At 41.6% G+C, this 18,428-nt stretch carries 16 protein-coding genes; 8 read left to right on the top strand and 8 right to left on the bottom strand.

Going from position 1 to position 18,428, the window contains the following annotated elements; all coding sequences use genetic code 11:
* Positions 1–239: 239 nt before the first annotated feature.
* Together HG263_RS21215 and HG263_RS21220 are read left to right on the top strand one after the other, a co-directional pair.
* Entirely contained in the window at positions 240–854 is a 615-nt protein-coding gene (locus HG263_RS21215) for a trimeric intracellular cation channel family protein (protein WP_171628118.1), read from the top strand.
* 22 nt (positions 855–876) lie between these two features.
* On the top strand, positions 877–2,388 hold the full coding sequence (locus HG263_RS21220; protein ID WP_171628068.1) for a YifB family Mg chelatase-like AAA ATPase: 1,512 nt from the start codon (positions 877–879) through the stop codon (positions 2,386–2,388).
* On the opposite strand, the gene HG263_RS21225 is transcribed toward HG263_RS21220, so the two are convergent.
* Both HG263_RS21225 and HG263_RS21230 read right to left on the bottom strand, forming a co-directional pair.
* The gene (locus HG263_RS21225; RefSeq protein ID WP_171628069.1) at positions 2,385–3,089 is read right to left on the bottom strand and encodes a response regulator transcription factor; all 705 of its coding nucleotides are present in this window, start codon (positions 3,087–3,089) and stop codon (positions 2,385–2,387) included. The two genes, HG263_RS21220 and HG263_RS21225, sit on opposite strands and share 4 nt — an antisense overlap.
* A 241-nt stretch (positions 3,090–3,330) precedes the next feature.
* Positions 3,331–5,784, bottom strand: coding sequence for an alpha/beta hydrolase family protein (locus tag HG263_RS21230; RefSeq protein WP_171628070.1), 2,454 nt, complete (start codon positions 5,782–5,784; stop codon positions 3,331–3,333).
* Between the two features lie 107 nt (positions 5,785–5,891).
* Here HG263_RS21230 and HG263_RS21235 point away from each other — a divergent pair, with 107 nt between their 5' ends.
* Positions 5,892–6,956 (top strand): hemolysin family protein, encoded by a 1,065-nt coding sequence (locus HG263_RS21235; protein WP_171628071.1) that lies wholly within the window; start codon positions 5,892–5,894, stop codon positions 6,954–6,956.
* Here the strand turns inward: HG263_RS21235 and HG263_RS21240 are convergent.
* Positions 6,953–8,161 carry an EAL domain-containing response regulator gene (locus tag HG263_RS21240; RefSeq protein WP_171628072.1) on the bottom strand — a complete coding sequence of 403 codons (1,209 nt, stop codon included), beginning with the start codon at positions 8,159–8,161 and terminating at the stop codon, positions 6,953–6,955. The two genes, HG263_RS21235 and HG263_RS21240, sit on opposite strands and share 4 nt — an antisense overlap.
* 145 nt (positions 8,162–8,306) lie before the next feature.
* Between HG263_RS21240 and HG263_RS21245 the strand changes: the two genes are divergently transcribed.
* Positions 8,307–9,320, top strand: a complete 1,014-nt coding sequence (locus HG263_RS21245) for a site-2 protease family protein (RefSeq protein ID WP_171628073.1) — start codon at positions 8,307–8,309, stop codon at positions 9,318–9,320.
* A gap of 13 nt (positions 9,321–9,333) precedes the next feature.
* Here HG263_RS21245 and HG263_RS21250 read toward each other — a convergent pair whose 3' ends face one another.
* Positions 9,334–10,653, bottom strand: a complete 1,320-nt coding sequence (locus tag HG263_RS21250; RefSeq protein WP_171628074.1) for a short-chain fatty acid transporter — start codon at positions 10,651–10,653, stop codon at positions 9,334–9,336.
* A gap of 195 nt (positions 10,654–10,848) precedes the next feature.
* On the opposite strand from HG263_RS21250, the gene HG263_RS21255 reads away from it, so the two are divergent.
* Positions 10,849–11,088 (top strand): hypothetical protein, encoded by a 240-nt coding sequence (locus HG263_RS21255; protein ID WP_171628075.1) that lies wholly within the window; start codon positions 10,849–10,851, stop codon positions 11,086–11,088.
* Here HG263_RS21255 and HG263_RS21260 read toward each other — a convergent pair.
* The gene (locus HG263_RS21260; RefSeq protein ID WP_171628076.1) at positions 11,068–11,979 is read right to left on the bottom strand and encodes an AEC family transporter; all 912 of its coding nucleotides are present in this window, start codon (positions 11,977–11,979) and stop codon (positions 11,068–11,070) included. The two genes, HG263_RS21255 and HG263_RS21260, sit on opposite strands and share 21 nt — an antisense overlap.
* 95 nt (positions 11,980–12,074) lie before the next feature.
* On the opposite strand from HG263_RS21260, the gene HG263_RS21265 reads away from it, so the two are divergent.
* Positions 12,075–12,455, top strand: a complete 381-nt coding sequence (locus tag HG263_RS21265) for a YacL family protein (RefSeq protein WP_246240057.1) — start codon at positions 12,075–12,077, stop codon at positions 12,453–12,455.
* A gap of 14 nt (positions 12,456–12,469) precedes the next feature.
* On the opposite strand, the gene HG263_RS21270 is transcribed toward HG263_RS21265, so the two are convergent.
* Positions 12,470–13,174 carry a 2OG-Fe(II) oxygenase gene (locus HG263_RS21270; RefSeq protein WP_171628077.1) on the bottom strand — a complete coding sequence of 235 codons (705 nt, stop codon included), beginning with the start codon at positions 13,172–13,174 and terminating at the stop codon, positions 12,470–12,472.
* A gap of 28 nt (positions 13,175–13,202) precedes the next feature.
* Here HG263_RS21270 and HG263_RS21275 point away from each other — a divergent pair, with 28 nt between their 5' ends.
* Positions 13,203–13,592: an acyl-CoA thioesterase gene (locus HG263_RS21275; RefSeq protein WP_171628078.1), complete on the top strand. Its 390-nt coding sequence runs from the start codon at positions 13,203–13,205 to the stop codon at positions 13,590–13,592.
* Here the strand turns inward: HG263_RS21275 and HG263_RS21280 are convergent.
* Positions 13,582–14,607 (bottom strand): hypothetical protein, encoded by a 1,026-nt coding sequence (locus HG263_RS21280; RefSeq protein ID WP_171628079.1) that lies wholly within the window; start codon positions 14,605–14,607, stop codon positions 13,582–13,584. The two genes, HG263_RS21275 and HG263_RS21280, sit on opposite strands and share 11 nt — an antisense overlap.
* Positions 14,608–14,658: 51 nt before the next feature.
* Positions 14,659–17,478, bottom strand: a complete 2,820-nt coding sequence (gene uvrA, locus HG263_RS21285; RefSeq protein WP_171628080.1) for an excinuclease ABC subunit UvrA — start codon at positions 17,476–17,478, stop codon at positions 14,659–14,661.
* Positions 17,479–17,696: 218 nt separating this feature from the next.
* Here uvrA and HG263_RS21290 point away from each other — a divergent pair, with 218 nt between their 5' ends.
* Complete coding sequence (locus tag HG263_RS21290; RefSeq protein ID WP_343044025.1) at positions 17,697–18,380, top strand: substrate-binding periplasmic protein; 684 nt, start codon at positions 17,697–17,699, stop codon at positions 18,378–18,380.
* Positions 18,381–18,428 lie beyond the last annotated feature (48 nt).

An 18,428-nucleotide genomic window follows, 5' to 3' on the forward strand; every position in this document is an offset into this window, starting at 1 on the left:
GTCTGGTGGTAAGTCCCTCAGCAGCAGCTAAACCTGCTCATTTCACCTTGCGCAAATGGAATGACTTCGCTTCGCTCACTGTCATTAAACATTTGCACCTTAGCTTCGCTCATGTCGCTAACCTTTTCACGTTCTACACTTAGCTAAACTGAATTCCTCAAAAAGGATTTTGCATCTTAGGCTCGTATTTTCTAATGCAAATGAATATTCTTACTACAAATTATAGTGAGGATTTATACATGATGGACCTTATCCACTGGTTTGATTTATTGGGAGTAATGGTTTTTGCAATATCCGGAACTTTAATCGCTCATAGTAAGCACATGGATGGTTTTGGTGTGGTTGTATTAGCGACTGTTACTGGAATAGGCGGTGGTACACTAAGGGATATTATTTTAGATGTGCCCGTTTTTTGGTTACATGATACGAGTTATTTTGTAGCAATATTTGGCGCTATTCTCATTTGCATCCTATTTTTAAATAGCCATAGAGGCCTCCCCAAACAGATGTTACAAGTAGCAGATGCATTTGGCCTCGCATTTTTTGCGGTTATGGGCGTGCAAAAAGCATTAAATATTGGAATGCCAGATACGACGGCGATTATTATGGGGGTGCTTACTGCTTGTTTTGGTGGTTTGATACGCGATGTGCTTGCTAGAGAAATACCGTTGCTATTAAAAGGTGAGCTTTATGCAATCACTTGTATATTTGGTGGTATTGTTTACACACAAATGTTGAATTGGTCATTTTCTGTCGAAACGGCGATGTTGTTAGCTATGGCAGTAACCCTTGCATTGAGATTACTGGCAATGCGCTACAACTTGATATTACATATTTTTAAATATGCAGATTAATTAACATACGAGGGACAAGGATATGTCACTTGCCAAAATATACACTCGGGCTCAGGTGGGGATCGATGCACCACAGGTATCTGTAGAGGTGCATTTAAGTAATGGTTTACCTGCTTTTCATATCGTCGGTTTACCAGAGACTTCCGTAAAGGAGGCAAAAGAGCGTGTTCGCTCAGCGCTTACCAATTCACGGTTTTTGTTTCCAGAGCAAAGGATCACTGTCAACCTTTCCCCAGCGGATTTACCCAAAGAAGGGGGAAGGTATGATCTAGCGATTGCCGTTGGTATTTTGGTAGCATCTGGACAATTAGTTAGCCAAGAGCTTACATCCTACGAGTTTTATGGAGAGCTGGCACTCAGTGGTGAGGTGCTAGGGGTCCATGCCGTTTTACCCTGTGTTTTAGCTGCAGAAAAAGCAAAGCGATGCTGTTATCTGCCAGTTGCCAATGACGAATTAGCGAGTTTAGCACCAAATGCCAATAGGAAGGCAGTGCCTTCTTTAGAGGCGCTTTGGTTAGATATGCAAGGGCAACAATCTTTACCGCTTAATCAAGCTTATCAAAAAGATGTCATTGAGCCTGTAGAATATCTCGATATGGATGAAGTTAAAGGACAAGAAAGCGCAAAACGGGTGCTTGAGATTGCGGCTGCCGGTGGTCACAATTTGTTGTTTTTAGGGCCTCCAGGAACAGGAAAGTCAATGTTAGCTCAGAGAATGCCGACAATAATGCCGGCATTACCTGCAGACGCGGCGTTGGAGACAGCATCTGTATATTCGCTTATTGGCCAGCATATTGACATGCAAAACTGGTGTCGGCGCCCCTTTAGAAGTCCACATCACACTTGTTCTGCCGTTGCTTTAGTAGGGGGCTCATCAAAGCCTAAACCTGGGGAAATCTCGTTGGCCCATAACGGCGTTTTATTTTTAGATGAACTACCTGAGTTTGAAAGAAAGGTACTTGATTCACTTAGGGAGCCGATGGAAACAGGACAAGTAACTATATCTCGAGCAGCTCGGCAAGTCGATTTTCCTGCTCGTTTTCAGTTAATAGCTGCACTTAATCCAAGCCCGACCGGTAATTACGATGATAAGCGAGCGACAGCAGATCAGGTTTTAAAGTACTTATCAAAAATATCAGGTCCATTCATAGATCGAATTGATCTGCAGATAGAATTACCGCGATTGTCTACTTCTCAATTGCAGAGTGAACATCAAGAAGAGAGTAGTGCACAAATAAAACAACGCGTTGAGCATGCATATATGATTGCTTTGCGGCGACAGAATAAGAGTAATGCAATGTTGAATAATAGAGAATTGCTCTGCTATTGCGCATTAGGGTTGCAAGAGAAACACTACTTGGCAAAGGCTGTAGATAAGCTACAGTTATCGCCACGTTCTTACCATCGCATTTTGAAGGTAGCGAGGACAATAGCTGATTTAAGTGCTGAGCCAAATATAACCCTCAAGGCGTTACAAGAAGCGTTGAGCTATCGAGCATTCGAGCGGTTAATTAGCCAGTTAACACGTTATTAAGTAGAAAGCATGTAGCCCTTACCTCGGACTGTAACAATCCGTTTTTGGTCTTTTTCATCACCTAGCTTTTTTCTCAAACGACCAACAAGCACATCAACCGTCCGATCATTAGGACTCCAATCGGGTTGGCCGATATCTTCAGAAATTTTCTCTCGAGAAGTCGCTTTACCTGCGTTTGCAATCAAGCATATGAGTACTTTATGTTCAGCTTCTGTGAGACGAGACTCTTCACTGTTCTGATTAATCAAAGTGCGATTATCTGGGTGTAACTTAAAATCTGCATATTCGATAAATTCTTCTGACTCATCTTCCTCGTTACTTTGAGAAATACGCTTATAAAGAGCCCGCATTCTAAGTTCTAGCTCAAGTAAATCTACTGGCTTGCAAACATAGTCATCGGCGCCTTGTGCAAGGCCTGCAATACGATCGGCTTGTGAATCTCTGCTAGACAGCATAATGACACCGATGTTAGTTAAGGTGTTGATTTCTTTAGCTAACTCAAGTCCATCTGTAGCAGGTAAAACAATATCTATGATTGCCAAGGAGATTGGAGCATCGGAGTTGCTAGCTTGTTGAATTAACCCAAGTGCATTTGCACCAGTGCTATCAACTTTTATTTCGAACTCAGTTTGGGCGAAATGACTTAAAATACGCTTGGCTAATAGTTCGTCGTCTTCTACCAGTAATACTTGAATACTCATAATTTCGTTATCTATTCAATAATTACGTTTATATTAGCACTGTAAAATCGTCACTGAGAAGCTTCAGGTGAATTTTTTGCAATAAAAAGCGATAGAAACAGATAATTGAAAAAAATATGTATATAGGAATCTGTTTCTTCGATAGGGATATTGCATAAATATGCGAGCGAGATACGACTTAGAAAACAACTTAAAAAGTTTGTTTAGAGAGAGCAACAGAGTATTGCTCTCTCTGTTGATGCTATTTCTTATAGATATATTCCCACCATTGAGGCTGATCTTTTAGGTGCATATCAAAATACGCTAGCATGGTATCCCACCATTGAAACCTTCTATCTCGGGCTAAAATTTGGTGATTGGCTCCTTTATATTCGATTAGCTCAACGTCTTTACCAAGAATCTTCAACGCGGTATACATATTATGGCTTTCTCCTGGGGGGACATTGGTATCTGCATCGCCATGAATTAATAATAATGGAGTTTTTATCTTATCAGCATGAAAGACGGGGCTATGTTGTGAGTAAAGGGTAGGGTTATTCCATGGAAAGCTATTCTTAGAAGCTTCTCCAGAATAAAGATAACCCCACCAACCTTGACCCCAGTAAGATGTAATATTTGAAATACCTGCATGCGCGATAGAGGCACTGAACATGTCCGTTTTGGTTGCCAGTAGCATTGTCATAAAACCACCATAAGATGCGCCTAGATTACCAATACGTTTTGGATCGACAAATGAGTAGGTCTGAGTAAATGCCTTGGTGCCATCGATAATATCTTGCGCGGTATTCTCCCCCCAAGCATTTACGTGTTGAGCTGAAAACTTTTGGCCAAACCCTGTCGCGCCTGTTGGTTGCAGTACATAAACAACGTAGCCGTTAGCGGCCCACAAATTAAAGGGATAGCGGCCTGTAAAAGCTCGAGACACCGGTGACGTTCCGCCATAGTAGTATACAAGAGCTGGATAGCGCTTGGTTTTATCTAAATCATGAGGAAGATAGACACGGCCTTCTATCTCAACACCAGATTTATTAGTAAAATTAAACTCCTCTAACTTTGCTATATCACTATTTTTGTAAGCCAGTTTTTGCGAATCCCAAAGCAGCCTTGTTTTGTTGTTACTCACTGAGATGCGCTTTAACTGTTGAGGTACGGAGGCTTGAGTTCCTGCTACTAATAAATCAGCTTTGTTACTGTGAGTGATGTCAAATTTATCTACAACGTCGAGGCCGGTATCTATCTGCTTGAAGTGTGATTTGCTTTTATCGAATAAATACAACTGCTTAGTGTCTTTATCAGTTACAAGTAATACAGCATCATCATTACTTAGTACCTTGACCTCACCGATAGCAGGGTTAAAATTTTTGCTTAGTGGTTTAGGGTTTTTCCCAGTTTTGTCTAGCCAAAATAACTGGCCGTCATAATTATTAGCGAGCATGCCATCAGGTAAGGCTTTACCAATACCACCTGCAAAGTCGGGGCCGGCGACGATATAAAGGCCATCTTTTGCATATCGGGCTTTGTTAAAGGTTCGATATGAGCCTAATTGTGTTTGTTTGCCATCAGCTAAGTCTATTTCTAATAACTCGGTGAGCATATGAGGTGGGGCTTTGTAATCTTGCAAAGTACGGCTAACTAAAATAGTGTTGCGTTGTGCATCATGATCTTCGAGGTGATGACTTAACTTTCCTTCTGTCAGTGCATTAATAAGACCAGAATTAATATCAAGCAGATATATCTGAGTATTGGTGCGTTCATATGACCATCTATCTTCCAACCCTTGGTAATGCTTTACTAGAGAGTTAGAGTCACTCGGACTATTAGACCATGAAAAAATTAAGGTAGTATCATCAAAATATTCGAAGCCACTTGCACCGTCTAACTTTTCTGCAATGACTTCAGTCGTCATTGTGCTTAAGTTTAGTGCTTTCAACTGTTGGTCTTGGACATAAGCAAGCTGTTTGGAATCGTTGCGCCACGCTGTGTTACTAGCTGTTACACCATCTAATCGATATATCGTCGTACCATCTTGCTGTTTTAGCAGGGTGTCTGTTACGGGCGTATTGCCGTTGAGATCAGAGTAGTGCCGTTCAGTGGTAATATAAAAACGACCATTTGGCGATATTGACAGAGCACTGATTGTTGGGGCATCAAACAACTGCTTCGCAGACAGTGCTATTTTCTTGTTGTTATGCAGCGTTATCTGGTCATGTTCCGAGCTAGGAGTATAGTCAATGCTTACGTCATTCCAATTATTGACTTGTTCGGTGACAACGATGATTTGGTGGTCGCCAGTGGCAGCATAAAGGTCATAACTTTCATTGCCTGATAATAATGCTCCATTTAAAAAGACATGGGCTTTTTTGACACCCGATATCTTGAGTTTTCCTTGTACGAAGCGAGTGGTAGAAAAGTTGAACTTGAGCGCTTGCATACCAGGCAAAGTAAGGGCATTGATATCAGCTAAGCTTTGCCATTCGATGTCGTTACCAAACACAGATAATGCATCACTTGAACTTTGCAAACGAGGGAGTAGCGTTTGTATTATTTTACTTTGGTGAGCTGTGTTGTTAGGTTTTATACTGTTGTACGTTGGTATTGGGCCAAGAAACTGAATTTGCTGTTCACTTAATGGCGCAGCATGTAGTTGCATTGCTAAAGTTGAAACAAGTAAAGTGGCCGCAGTGCGTAAAATCATGTTTGAGCCTATTGTAGGTAAAATTTTTGCCCCAATATAGCATATATATTGGCCATGTCAGCAAAGTTGCGATTAGCTATTATCGCTTTTGTTTTAAGGAGTTTAGGTTGTTTTTATTGGTTACATATATGGTGTTAGCCATTGGAATTTCATTTTTATGTTCTGTGATGGAAGCTGTGTTGCTTAGTATTACACCAAGCTATATTGCAGTATTAAAAAAAGATAAACCCAAGTTAGCTAAAAGAGTTCAACAATTAAAAGACAGCATTGATAAGCCTTTGGCAGCAATCTTAACGCTAAATACCGTGGCTCATACCGCTGGTGCGGCTGGTGTTGGGGCGCAAGCTGCTGTCGTTTTTTCTGATGCAGCTGTAGGCATTGCATCGGCGATAATGACCTTGTTGGTACTTGTGCTATCTGAAATTATTCCAAAAACACTAGGAGCAACTTACTGGAGAGCTCTGACTCCTGTGGTGTCAGGTGCATTAATATGGTTGGTACGGGTACTTAAGCCATTTGTTTGGCTCTCTGACATGTTGACTCGAGTAATGGGTAAAAAAGAGAATGAAGCTCATTATATTCGCCAAGAAATCGAAGCGATGGCAGAGATTGGCTCTGAGGCGGGGGCGTTGCAACAAGAAGAAACGGAAACTATCAGGAGCCTACTACGTTTTCGACATGCAAAACTAGAGCATGTAATGACACCAAGAACCGTACTCTTTAAAATTCAAAAAGATATGACGGTTAACGACTACTTATCAGAGCATGGCTCAGTGGCTTTTTCGAGGATATTGGTTTTCGATAAAAGTGGTGATGACATCATAGGGTTTGTGCATAAAAATGATATTATGCTTGCTTATCATAGGCTTGGTGAAGACTATAAAATAAGTAAGTTGGTTAAACCTCTCTATACGGTACCTGAGACACTTGATGCGCCAGCTTTATTTCAAACGTTGTTGGAAAAACGTATTCATATTGCATTAGTCATTGATGAATATGGCGACATTCAAGGTATCGTAACTCTTGAAGATATGCTCGAATCATTGATGGGGATGGATATTATCGACGAACGAGAGCAATCGACTAACATGCAGCAAGCAGCTAAAAAGAAATGGCGTGAGCGCATTGATGGCCACAGCCACTTAATTGAAACGGATACCGAAGAGCGTTAAGAATTCGAATTCATCATCCGAAGCCAAGAATGAACCCAACGAATGAATTCGGACTTGGCTTTTGGACGACTTATTAAAAAGCCCTGCATAAGCAAATTGTGCTTATAACGATCCAGATACTGCAACTCTTCGATGCGTTCAATCCCCTCTGCAACAATACCAATTTGTTCGCTTTGGGCTATGTCTATTAAGCTATCCACGATAACCTGTGAGAAGCGGTCGGAGTCAATATGTGTGATCAAAGAGCGATCAATTTTGATTTCTGTAAATGGCAGTGTTTTCAATTGATTGATATTAGTGAAACCCGTTCCAAAGTCATCTAAAGAAATAGAAAATCCTCTCATGCGCAAACGATTAAGCGTTTCTAACTGAATGGTGCTGTTGAGAGGCGTATGTTCGGTTATTTCTAAAATAACGTCTTCGGGCTTCAATCGGCTGAGCTCCAATATTAAAGCGAGTTTATTTGGGCAATTAATGTCATCTAATTGCACAGGGGAGAGATTAAATGCCAATGTTACCTTGTGTGGCAATTCAGTACGGATCTCTCTGAATTCTTCGGTCGCTTTTTCGAATAGCTGGAAAGTAATCAGGTTTATTAAATCTAAATCTTCCGCCAGAGTAATAAACTGCTCTGGTAGTATTGTGTGGGTATGCTCAGGTGTCACTATACGCGCCAGTACCTCAACACTTTCGATTGATTTGGTTGCTCGGTTTACCTTAGGTTGATAATAAGGTGTGATCTGGCGGTGACTGATAGCGTGCAGAAGTTCTGATTGCGTAATGGGCTCGATATGTCGCTTCTCTGGTGCGATAAATGATTCAAGTTTTTTCAGCAACCTATCCACCTCTTTTAATTGCACGGGTTTGGATATATTACCAATGAGGTGGGCATTAGACTGACGCGCTAGATTTGAAGCAAGATCAATTATTTTTGTGTCCATGTCCGAAATGATGATTACTCCGCCGGGATATTTTATGTCACCAAGCTGGCGAATAAGCTCCATACCATCCATTTCGGGCATATTTAAATCAGTAAATATTGCATCATAACGACGTGGTGCTTGCGCTATTTTTTCAAGCGCTACGGTAGCACTAGTGCAAGTAGTAATTTCATTCACGCCTAACTCTGTCAGCATAGCTTGCATGACCATAAGAATGGCTTGAGAGTCATCTACAACCATTACCTGCCGAGTCGTTGCATTCATATTCATGATCCTTTATTCAACACACACCCTCACATCAGTTTAGTACACGGTGTTCAAATGTATAGAAACGCCATAGCTAAATGTCGTGTTTGTCACTTTGCATTTTAGCTGGGATAATGCAGAAAACAGGTATCTCTTTGAAATTATGACCAGAATCGAATTTACTATTTTAGACCAGAATTTCTCTGTACTAGTGAGTAACGCACAGTTAATGCAGGTATTTTGTGAGCAACAGGCTCTGCCTATCGAAGTGCATTCACAAGGTGTTGTGAAATCGCGCATTACTCAGGGTGAACTACAGTTTGATGTTACACAATTAGCTCAGCAGCAGTTGGGTATCTCTGTTGATGGCCAACAGTGGCAATGGCTTGAGTTACCAACTACACCGACAGAACGCAAAAAGAATTTTATAGGACTTGCTGCGCTGGGTTTTAAGTTAGTAAAAAGTGCAAACGTTATTAAAGCTGCTTTGGCTGGGGCATCAATTGCAGGTTATGCGTGGCTATTTTCATGGCAGTTTGCACTTATGTTGGTAGCTTGCTTAGTTGTGCATGAATATGGTCATGTGCGTGCGATGCAGTACTTTAAAATAAAAACCAAAGGCATCTATCTTATTCCATTTGTAGGTGGTTTAGCGGTGAGCGACGATAAGATCACAACGAGGTGGCAAGATGTCGTGATCTCTTTAATGGGTCCTGCTTTTGGCTTGATCACGTCGGTATTTGGGGTTGTATTGTACTATGCAACTGAGCTAGAGATTTTTGCTGCAGTTGCGGTGCTTAGCGCGTTACTCAATCTATTTAATCTATTGCCGATTTTACCACTTGACGGTGGCCACGTGTTGAAGAGCATCAGTTTTTCTATGCGCTCATGGGTAGGATTATTGGTTTGTATGGCCGGTGTGGGGTTTGGTTTGTGGCTCAGTTATACATTTGGTCTAATGCTGCTGGTGTTCTTTTTATTTGTAGGTAGTCTTGAGATATTGTTTGAATGGCGTGCCCGACATGCTTCTCATTTGCTACCTTTGGATAGGTATGGGCAAGTGTTTTCTGCAGTTATGTATATCCTTGTTGTCGCAGGACACATTGCGGTGATGATGCATTTTGCAGACTCAGAGAATGTGATTTTGAGCCTGCCGATGAAGGTGCTTTCCAGCTAGTTAAAAATAGCAGCTATGCCCAAGTGAGCATAGCTGCAATGATCACACCGCTGAAAATAAGTTGGATGAGGCAAAACCCCATTATATCTTTAGCTTTTAATCCTGCTATCGCGAGCACGGGGAGAGCCCAAAATGGTTGAATTAAGTTGGTCCAAGCGTCTCCCCAAGCGACCGCCATAGCGACTCTAGCAATGTCAGCTTCTAGCATTTGCGCTGCAGGTATCACAATAGGGGCTTGTACAGCCCACTGTCCACCGCCAGATGGCACAAAAACATTCACTAAGCCTGCACTTAAAAAGCTCCAAAAAGGTAGAGTTTCAGCGTTACTGATAGATACAAACGCAGATGAAATTTGTTGTGCAAGCCCTGATTCAACCATTACGGCCATGATCCCAGCATAAAAGGGAAACTGTATAACAATCCCTGCGCCTCCTGTAATAGCTTGATGCAAGCTGGCAAGTAAACGGGCCGGAGTTTGATGTAGTAAAATGGCTAGGAATAAGAAGATCGCGATGACACTATTAAGATTGAGCGTTCCATCAGCAAAAACAAAATAATGCACTAAATAACTACAGCCTAATAAACCAATCAATGTACCGAGTAATTTACTATGCTCAAGCTTTTGTGCAGGAGTCAGCGTCCTTTCATCTACTTTTTTTTGTTCAATATGTTCTTCTAGTTTGCTTTTATCAATCAGTATTTGCTGATTTTTGGGTGGTAGCAGCAGCGCATTAACTAACGGCAATAAAATAAATAAAAGTAATAATATGAGTAGATTAAATTGTGAAAACAAAGTTTCTTGAGTTGCTATAACGCCAATGCTTGAAGATACAAAATGTCCTTCACTGGCTATCGTTAATGGTACTGAGCCTGATAAGCCGCCATGCCATACGATAAAACCGGAATAGGCACTAGCAACTAAAACTCTGTAATCTACTGCCACTTGCTTAGCCAAAGCTTTAGCAAACAAAGCGCCGATGACTAAGCCAAATCCCCAATTAATCCAGCTGGCGAGCATAGCTACTAAGGTAACCATGATAATGGCAAGCACAGGTTTTTTTGCCTGTTTTGCTAGCTTATCGAGAGCCTTAATACATATTGGCGTACTGGCTAGCATATACCCTGCAAGTAAAATCATGAGCATTTGCATTGCAAAAGTAAGCAGCTTCCAAAAGCCTTGGCCCCACGCGGTAACAGCTTGTATTGGAGAGAATGGCGTGACGAGGCTAGCTAAAGCGAGTACGATAAGCGTCAGCAATAAAACAAAAATATATGGGTCGGGTAGGTAGCGCTCTACTAAGTTACTGATTGGGCGAGTGACACGGTATAGCATAGATCATCCTGATATTATTTTTTGCACAATAATAGCTAACATTTACGCCAAAAGTTAGCCTTTTAGGCTAACTTTACAAACAAACGAAATATAAAGCTTTTTGTTAGTTATTGTTTTAAAAGAAATTTAAGTTGGCACGATAAGTGTATTAGACTAAATAGATACATAAATTAGTAGATAAAAAGAGAGGATACCATGGCAGGACAAGGTTCAGGTGGTAACGTAATAGCGGCAATTTGTAATATCTTTTTCCCTGGATTAGGGCAATTAGTACAAGGACGCATTTTAGCAGCGCTGATTTTTGCAATCGTTGTATTTGGTGGATATGCACTATGGTTTTTAGTTGTGCCCCCAGTCATTGGTGCGGTAGTACATCTATGGTCTATTATCGATGCGGCTCGATATACGAACTACTCAGGTTACGAGCGCCGTTAACCACAAAGCGAGCGTTAACACGCTTAATAAAGTTGATAAAACCACACTACTTGCCAGCACCGATTGCTGGCATTGTAGTTGGCGAGCAACTAAATATGCATTTACCCCAAGAGGCGATGCACTCATCAAAGTGAGTACTGCAACTTGTTTAGTTGGTAACTGCATTCCCCACTTCGCGAGTGCAAATACCGCACTTGGTAGCACAATTAATTTAATCACACTAACGCATAAAGCGCCTCGCCAAGCCCCCTTCAATGAGTAATTGTTCAAGCTTGCTCCCAAAGCAAGTAATGCCCCAGCTATTGCCGGTTCAGCTAATAAAAGTAGCCCCTCTTGCAGTGCTTGTGGGAGTTTGAGGTTCACGTAATTACACAGTAAACCGGCGCTTATACTCACTACGATTGGGTTAATTAGCAATGGTTTAAATGCCGTGACAAAACGTCCTTGAAAGGCGCTTGCGAGTAGAAAAGTACAGCCAAACAACAATGCACTGTGGAATGTGATTATCACAAACACCATCGCTCCATACTCAGGCCCTAAACTTGCAATAATGATTGGTAAGCCAACGAGGATAGTGTTTGAGTAAGTACTTGCTAATGATAAGACTGCACTATCTGCAGTGTTTTTTTTCATAACAAGCGTTAACGCGGCAAAACAGAATAAATAGACAGTGAGCACTGGTAGGTAAAAACTTAACATCACCGAGCTTGATAATGCATGACTGAGATCGGCTCGATACATACTAATAAATAGAAAGACGGGTATTGCAAGGTTAAATATAAACAGCCTGAGTCCATCTAGTGCCGATGTACTAAATATATTGAGTTTTGCACAACCGTAGCCAGCCAAAACCACAAATATTATAGGAAACAAAATGGACAGTGCAGTCATGTTGATGCTCATTAGTTGAAAACCGACGCATTGTCTTAGTTTACATGGCATGTATCAAGGGGAACAGCGTATAATAGCTGTATGGCATAGTTAGTTTGAGTCGTATTTTGGAATATCAATTTATCAAAGATCCTATTATGGGTTTTAGAGTTAAAATGAGTGATGAGCACATGCTGGTGGGGCGCTGGTTAAATGAGGAGCTGCCTTTTGAGCAGGTCGCTATATTGCTTGAAACCGCAAATGATTTACCTATTAGCAAGCAAGTAATGGTTGTTGACGGTAAAGAGATCCGACTTACTTTGTCACATGAAGAAGCACTCTTTGAATCACACGCATTGTTTCATCAATCGGATGATATAAGTAAGTATGCGGATGATGCGTTGGAGCTCGATGAGCATGGCCTTGCAAGTGGCTGTGGCTATGAAGATTTTATGGAGTTATTGCTAGCGTGGCATCAATTCACAAATCGAAGTTGATGCCACAACATACATTAGCTGGTTGGCGCCCCATAGATCTGCTCTGCGCGATTAAATAGTACCCATGATGTTAAGATATACTTGTCATTCGATATGGGCTTATTACCACGATGCGTATGGGTAAAATAACCTGGTGCAATAACCATGGTGCCTTTTTTCGGAGCGATTTTTTTCTGTTGATAATAAAACTCAGTTTCGCCACCTTCATCAACATCATTAAGGTAGAACATAAATAATAATACGCGGTGCAAAGCTTCGTTATGGCTTTGCTGTGGATAGACCTCGCTGTGCCAATATGGATAACCTCCTTTATTAATTTCGTATTTTTGTGCCTGTATGTTTCCTAAACGAAATAGTTGTTGGGTAAGCAACGGAAGTTGCGGTTTCCCTACTTCTTCAAAGTTATCGAAGGTAACATCAACAGGCTCACCTGTCTTAGGATGGTATACCTTCAGCCCAAATGCTCCGATGATCATAAATAAGTGCTCCTCTATATATTTAAATACATGCTGAGCTGTCACTTGTTGTATATGTTGCAGAGGTTGGGCATATTCTTGATGCGAGTTTAAATACAGATCTTGGCTAATTTTTTTGCTAAGGTCGACGCCGCCAGAGGTGATCCCTTGTTTTAAATGTGGGCTTTGTTCAAATAGGTCGATAAATTGGTCACAAAACTCAGCGCTTAGCGCGTTGTCATAAACGCGTATAAAATCTGTCATTATTTTACCTACAGTTATTGGAATTATTATGTTGTCTGAAAAACTGATGCCGCGATTTAGCGAAACCGATGTTCTTGGTCATATAAACAATACCGTACTACCCGTATGGTTTGAAGCCGCCAGAGTGCCTATTTTTAAAATATTCACACCAGATCTTAATCCACATCAATGGAAGTTGATTGTGGCAAAGGTAGAAGTTGTTTTTAAAGGTGAGCTATTTTATGGGCAAGAAGTTGAAATAAAAACGGCCATAGAGCATATCGGTAGCAGTTCATTCGTTATATTACAGCAAGCGTGGCAGCATGGTCAGTGTTGTGCAGAAGGTAAAACGGTGATGGTTAGATATGACTTTGCAGCAAAAGGCGCGCAATCACTCTCAGAGGATGAACGCGCGCAGCTAACAACATTTATGGTGTAGTGTTTACTCGAAATTGATGACCAATTGCGGCTGAGATACAGGGCTTAACTTGGTAGGTGTAGTATGTATTGTCAGCCGTATCATGTTTTACAATTTCAAGTACTTCAAAGTCATTGAGCTCAATAACTCGGCTACCCGCGGTATGCTCGCAGCGTGATTTACTATCGGCTTCGTTATTGAAAATGAAGTTTTCTAAGATCTGAGTCACTTTGTTTTCATAACTTGTCGCCCTTCGCTTAAACTTTTCTCCTACCTCATTAAGCTCTGCCATTGATTGCGCAAGACTGGGATCGTTTTGTACGGCTGATGGTACCTGCTCTTTTGGGGTTGTTTCTATTTTAAGGTTCAAGCCATCGTCAAGGTCGCTAATAATACCAGTTGTTGTTGTGCTGACATCATTGAGTGCACCAGTATAGGTCGCTAATGAGGCTAATTGGATAAGCAAATATAAGCCTGCACCAAAACGAACTAGGCCTGTAGTAATTGGAAAGCGATAGCCTGGTGGGTGCCACAAAGCGTGTAAACCAAAAGGTCTGAGCACAAGCAATGCCAGCAGGTAGAGAGGAATAGCAAATTGGATGATAAGCAATACCACTAAGCTGGTAATAAAGAACCAAACGGGTATTGATAGTAGGACTGCAAAGTTATGTGTATAAGGTAAATTATCTGCACTGACACCTGTAATACCATTCACTTGGCCAGAAGCTTGTACTAAAGCGTAATTGGCAACGAAGGCATAAAAAAGCAAAATAATGGCTTTGCCGGGCAAGCTGTCCCAAATCTTAATAAACTTTGGCCAAAATTCGCTTAATATGGCAATCAAAACCAAAACGGTGATAGGCACAGTGAAAGTGTTATTTGGTATACCTTCATGCAGATATAAAATACTGACAACAATGGCAAGTAAATAACACTTTTGAGCTAAGTTCAAAGAACACCAAAATGACGTCAAACGTTGTTGATAGTGTTTTAGCTTATCTGTTAAAGATTGATAGTAAGGTAGCTTTTTTATCATTGTTATGGACGGAAGATAAAGGGATGTAGTTAAACTACATCCCTTCAATAGTTAAAGTAAAGGTTTCAGATATTTTCCTGTGTGTGACGCGCTACATTGTGCGACGTCTTCAGGTGTGCCAGCAATAAGGATTTGTCCGCCACCAGCCCCGCCTTCTGGGCCTAAGTCGACAATCCAATCTGCGGTTTTTATCACATCAAGGTTGTGTTCAATCACCACAACGGTATTGCCGTGATCACGCAAACGATGCAGTACAACAAGAAGTTGTTGAATATCGTGAAAATGTAGACCGGTAGTGGGTTCATCTAAAATGTATAGGGTTTTTCCTGTATCACGTTTAGATAGCTCTCGGGCTAATTTAACGCGCTGAGCTTCACCACCAGAGAGTGTTGTCGCTGCTTGTCCAAGACGAATGTATGATAGGCCAACATCCATTAAAGTTGTTAGCTTTCGGTTGATCGCGGGGATCTTATCGAAAAACTGTTGCGCATCCTCTACGGTCATTTCCAGCACTTCGTGGATGTTCTTACCTTTGTAAAGTACTTCCAAAGTTTCTCGGTTATAGCGCTTACCAGCACAAATGTCGCAGGGCACATACACGTCCGGTAAAAAGTGCATTTCAACTTTTATAACACCATCACCTTGACAGGCTTCACACCTTCCCCCTTTAACATTGAAGCTAAAGCGGCCGACTTTATAGCCTCTGGAACGCGCTTCTTGTGTGCCTGCAAACAGCTCACGAATGGCAGTGAAAATACCAGTATATGTTGCTGGGTTTGAACGCGGAGTACGGCCAATTGGGCTCTGGTCGATATCAATTACTTTATCGAAGTGTTCAAGGCCTGATATAGACTTGTGCGGTGCAGCCTCTGCTGTCGTAGCGCCATTGAGCTCAGTGTGCGCTAGTTTAAATAAAGTATCATTAATCAACGTCGATTTTCCAGACCCAGAAACCCCAGTAATACAGGTCATTAAGCCAAATGGTATTCGCAAGTCGACATTTTTTAAATTGTTCCCTGAGGCACCAAATAATTCTAGCCACTTATCATTGATTTGGTGGCGTTTTTTAGGCACTTCAATTGCTTTAGCACCACTGAGATATTGGCCTGTCAATGAGTTTGGATTATTTACTATGTCGTCTCGACTACCTTGCGCGACCACGTAGCCACCGTGCACGCCAGCGCCAGGGCCAATGTCGATAATATGATCAGCGGCACGGATTGCATCTTCATCATGCTCTACAACAATAACCGTATTACCTAAATCACGTAAGTGGGTGAGCGTGCTGAGCAATCGGTCGTTATCTCGTTGATGCAAACCAATAGAGGGCTCATCAAGTACGTACATAACCCCAACAAGACCTGCGCCAATTTGACTGGCTAAGCGGATCCGCTGTGCTTCTCCACCTGATAGGGTGTCGGCACTGCGTTCTAGAGATAAATAGTTCAGGCCTACGTTGATTAAAAATGACAGGCGGTCACGAATTTCTTTGAGGATTTTTTCGGCGATCTGGGCTTTTTGGCCTTGCAAAGTTAGCGTATCAAAAAAGTTCATTGCGTCGCCAATACTCATGGTTGTTACATCGGGCAACGTGGTTTGGCCGATAAACACATTACGCGCCTCTTCACGTAATCGCGAGCCATGACAACTAGGGCATGCTTGGCTAGTTTGATACTTACTTAATTCTTCTCTCACCGAGCTTGATTCTGTTTCACGATAGCGGCGGTTCATATTATTAAGCACGCCTTCAAACTCGTGATTTCGAGTGATCAAATCGCCACGGTCATTGCGATAATTAAATGCAATTTTTGTCTTTCCAGAACCTTCTAAGATAACTCTTTTAGCTTCATCGGGAAGTGCCTGAAAAGGGACTTCCAAATCAAATTGATAGTGCTCGGCAACGGCTTGAAGCATTTGATAGTAATAAAAGCTACGCTTATCCCAGCCTTTGATTGCGCCACCACTTAAACTGAGTTCTGGGTTTTGTACCACTCTATTAGGGTCAAAATACTGGCGAACGCCTAATCCATCGCAACTTTGACAAGCGCCAGCAGGGTTGTTGAATGAGAATAGTCGAGGCTCTAACTCAGTCATGGCATAGCCACAAGTTGGACAAGCAAAGTTGGCCGAGAAGATTAACTCCTGTGTTTTGGCGTCATCCATATTGGCGATCACGGCAATGCCAGATGACAACTCAAGGGCTGTTTCAAATGACTCAGCTAGACGTTGTTGCAGTCCGTCTTTCACTTTAAATCGATCAACAACTACTTCGATAGTATGCTTTTTATGTAACTCAAGTGTTGGAGGATCGGATAGGTCACACACTTCACCATCAATACGTGCTCGTATATAACCTTGGCTTGACAGCTGCTCTAGAAGCTTTACGTGCTCACCTTTACGGTTTTTAACAACAGGTGCTAACAGCATTAATTTGCTGCCCTCAGGTTGCTCTAGCACTGAATCGACCATCTGGCTGATAGTTTGTGCTGCTAAGGGGAGGTCATGTGTTGGACACCGAGGCTCGCCAACTCTGGCAAATAGAAGTCGCAGATAGTCATAGATTTCAGTGATTGTGCCAACGGTAGAACGAGGGTTATGTGAAGTTGACTTTTGCTCGATAGAGATGGCCGGAGATAAACCTTCGATATGATCGACATCAGGCTTTTCCATTAACGATAAAAACTGTCGAGCGTAAGCTGAAAGCGACTCAACATATCTTCTTTGACCTTCAGCGTAGAGCGTATCAAATGCGAGTGATGATTTTCCTGAGCCCGACAGACCAGTGATCACGATTAGCTTATCACGAGGTATGCTCAGCGAAATGTCTTTAAGGTTGTGCGTTCGAGCGCCCCTGACTTCTATTTTATCCATTTTGACCTAATTACAAGTTGAGTGGCAACGATTGTTAGCGCAACAGTATCGCATACTTTGCCAAAAATTAACGTATCTTTGCTAAACGAACTAAACTAGGCTTTAGGATCAATTACTGAACAAGTGTGCAGGTGCGTGTGATACGGCCATGTATAGGACTACTATTACTAATAGTAAGTAATTTAGCCATTGCAACGTCGAATAATTGTGAGCTCATTGTGCGCTTTGAAAATTATTCGGCCCAATCTTTACAACATGAGCAAATGCGTTGGCATGGTTTGGATGTGGATTTTGCGAAGGCTTTACTCGACGAAGCTGGGTGTAGTTACCGATTTGTCAGCTTACCTTGGGGTAGAGCATTAAAAATGCTCGAGCTGGGCGACATCGATTTAATGCTCAGTGTCTCAAAAACCGCACAAAGAATGCGCTTTGCCTATTTTATCGGACCTCAGCGAGAGGAAAATATTGTCTTTGCAACTAATGTCACAAGGCCTTTTTTTGTGCAGTCTCTTGAAGCGCTTTTTTCATTACCTAAACCCGTCGCCATTCAACGAGGGGCTTATTATGGAGAAGCTTTTGAGGCGCGGATGAAAAAGGAAATCGATTCTGAAGACAAGTTTATTTACGTACCTGACAATCAATTAAAATTAAATTTGCTACGCCATGGACGGATCTCTGGATTCTTGGAAGAAAAATATAATATTGTTTATCAAAGAGAGTACAACCCTGACTTTATTGAAATCGAAATAGCGCCTTTTATCATCAATGTTGAGCCCGTTTATATTGCTTTAAGCAAAAAGAGTGTGAGTAGAGCGATAATTGACAAGTTATCGAGCGCTTTTGAGCGCCTTAAAGATGCAGGAAAATTTGAGCAAATTTTAAAAAAGTATAAGTTAGACTGAGTTTTTTGGTAGACTGTGGCGCGCTTAAGTAGGCTAAACAAACAGGTA

Source organism: Pseudoalteromonas caenipelagi, from assembly GCF_013140855.1.
Taxonomy (GTDB): Bacteria; Pseudomonadota; Gammaproteobacteria; order Enterobacterales; family Alteromonadaceae; genus Pseudoalteromonas; species Pseudoalteromonas caenipelagi.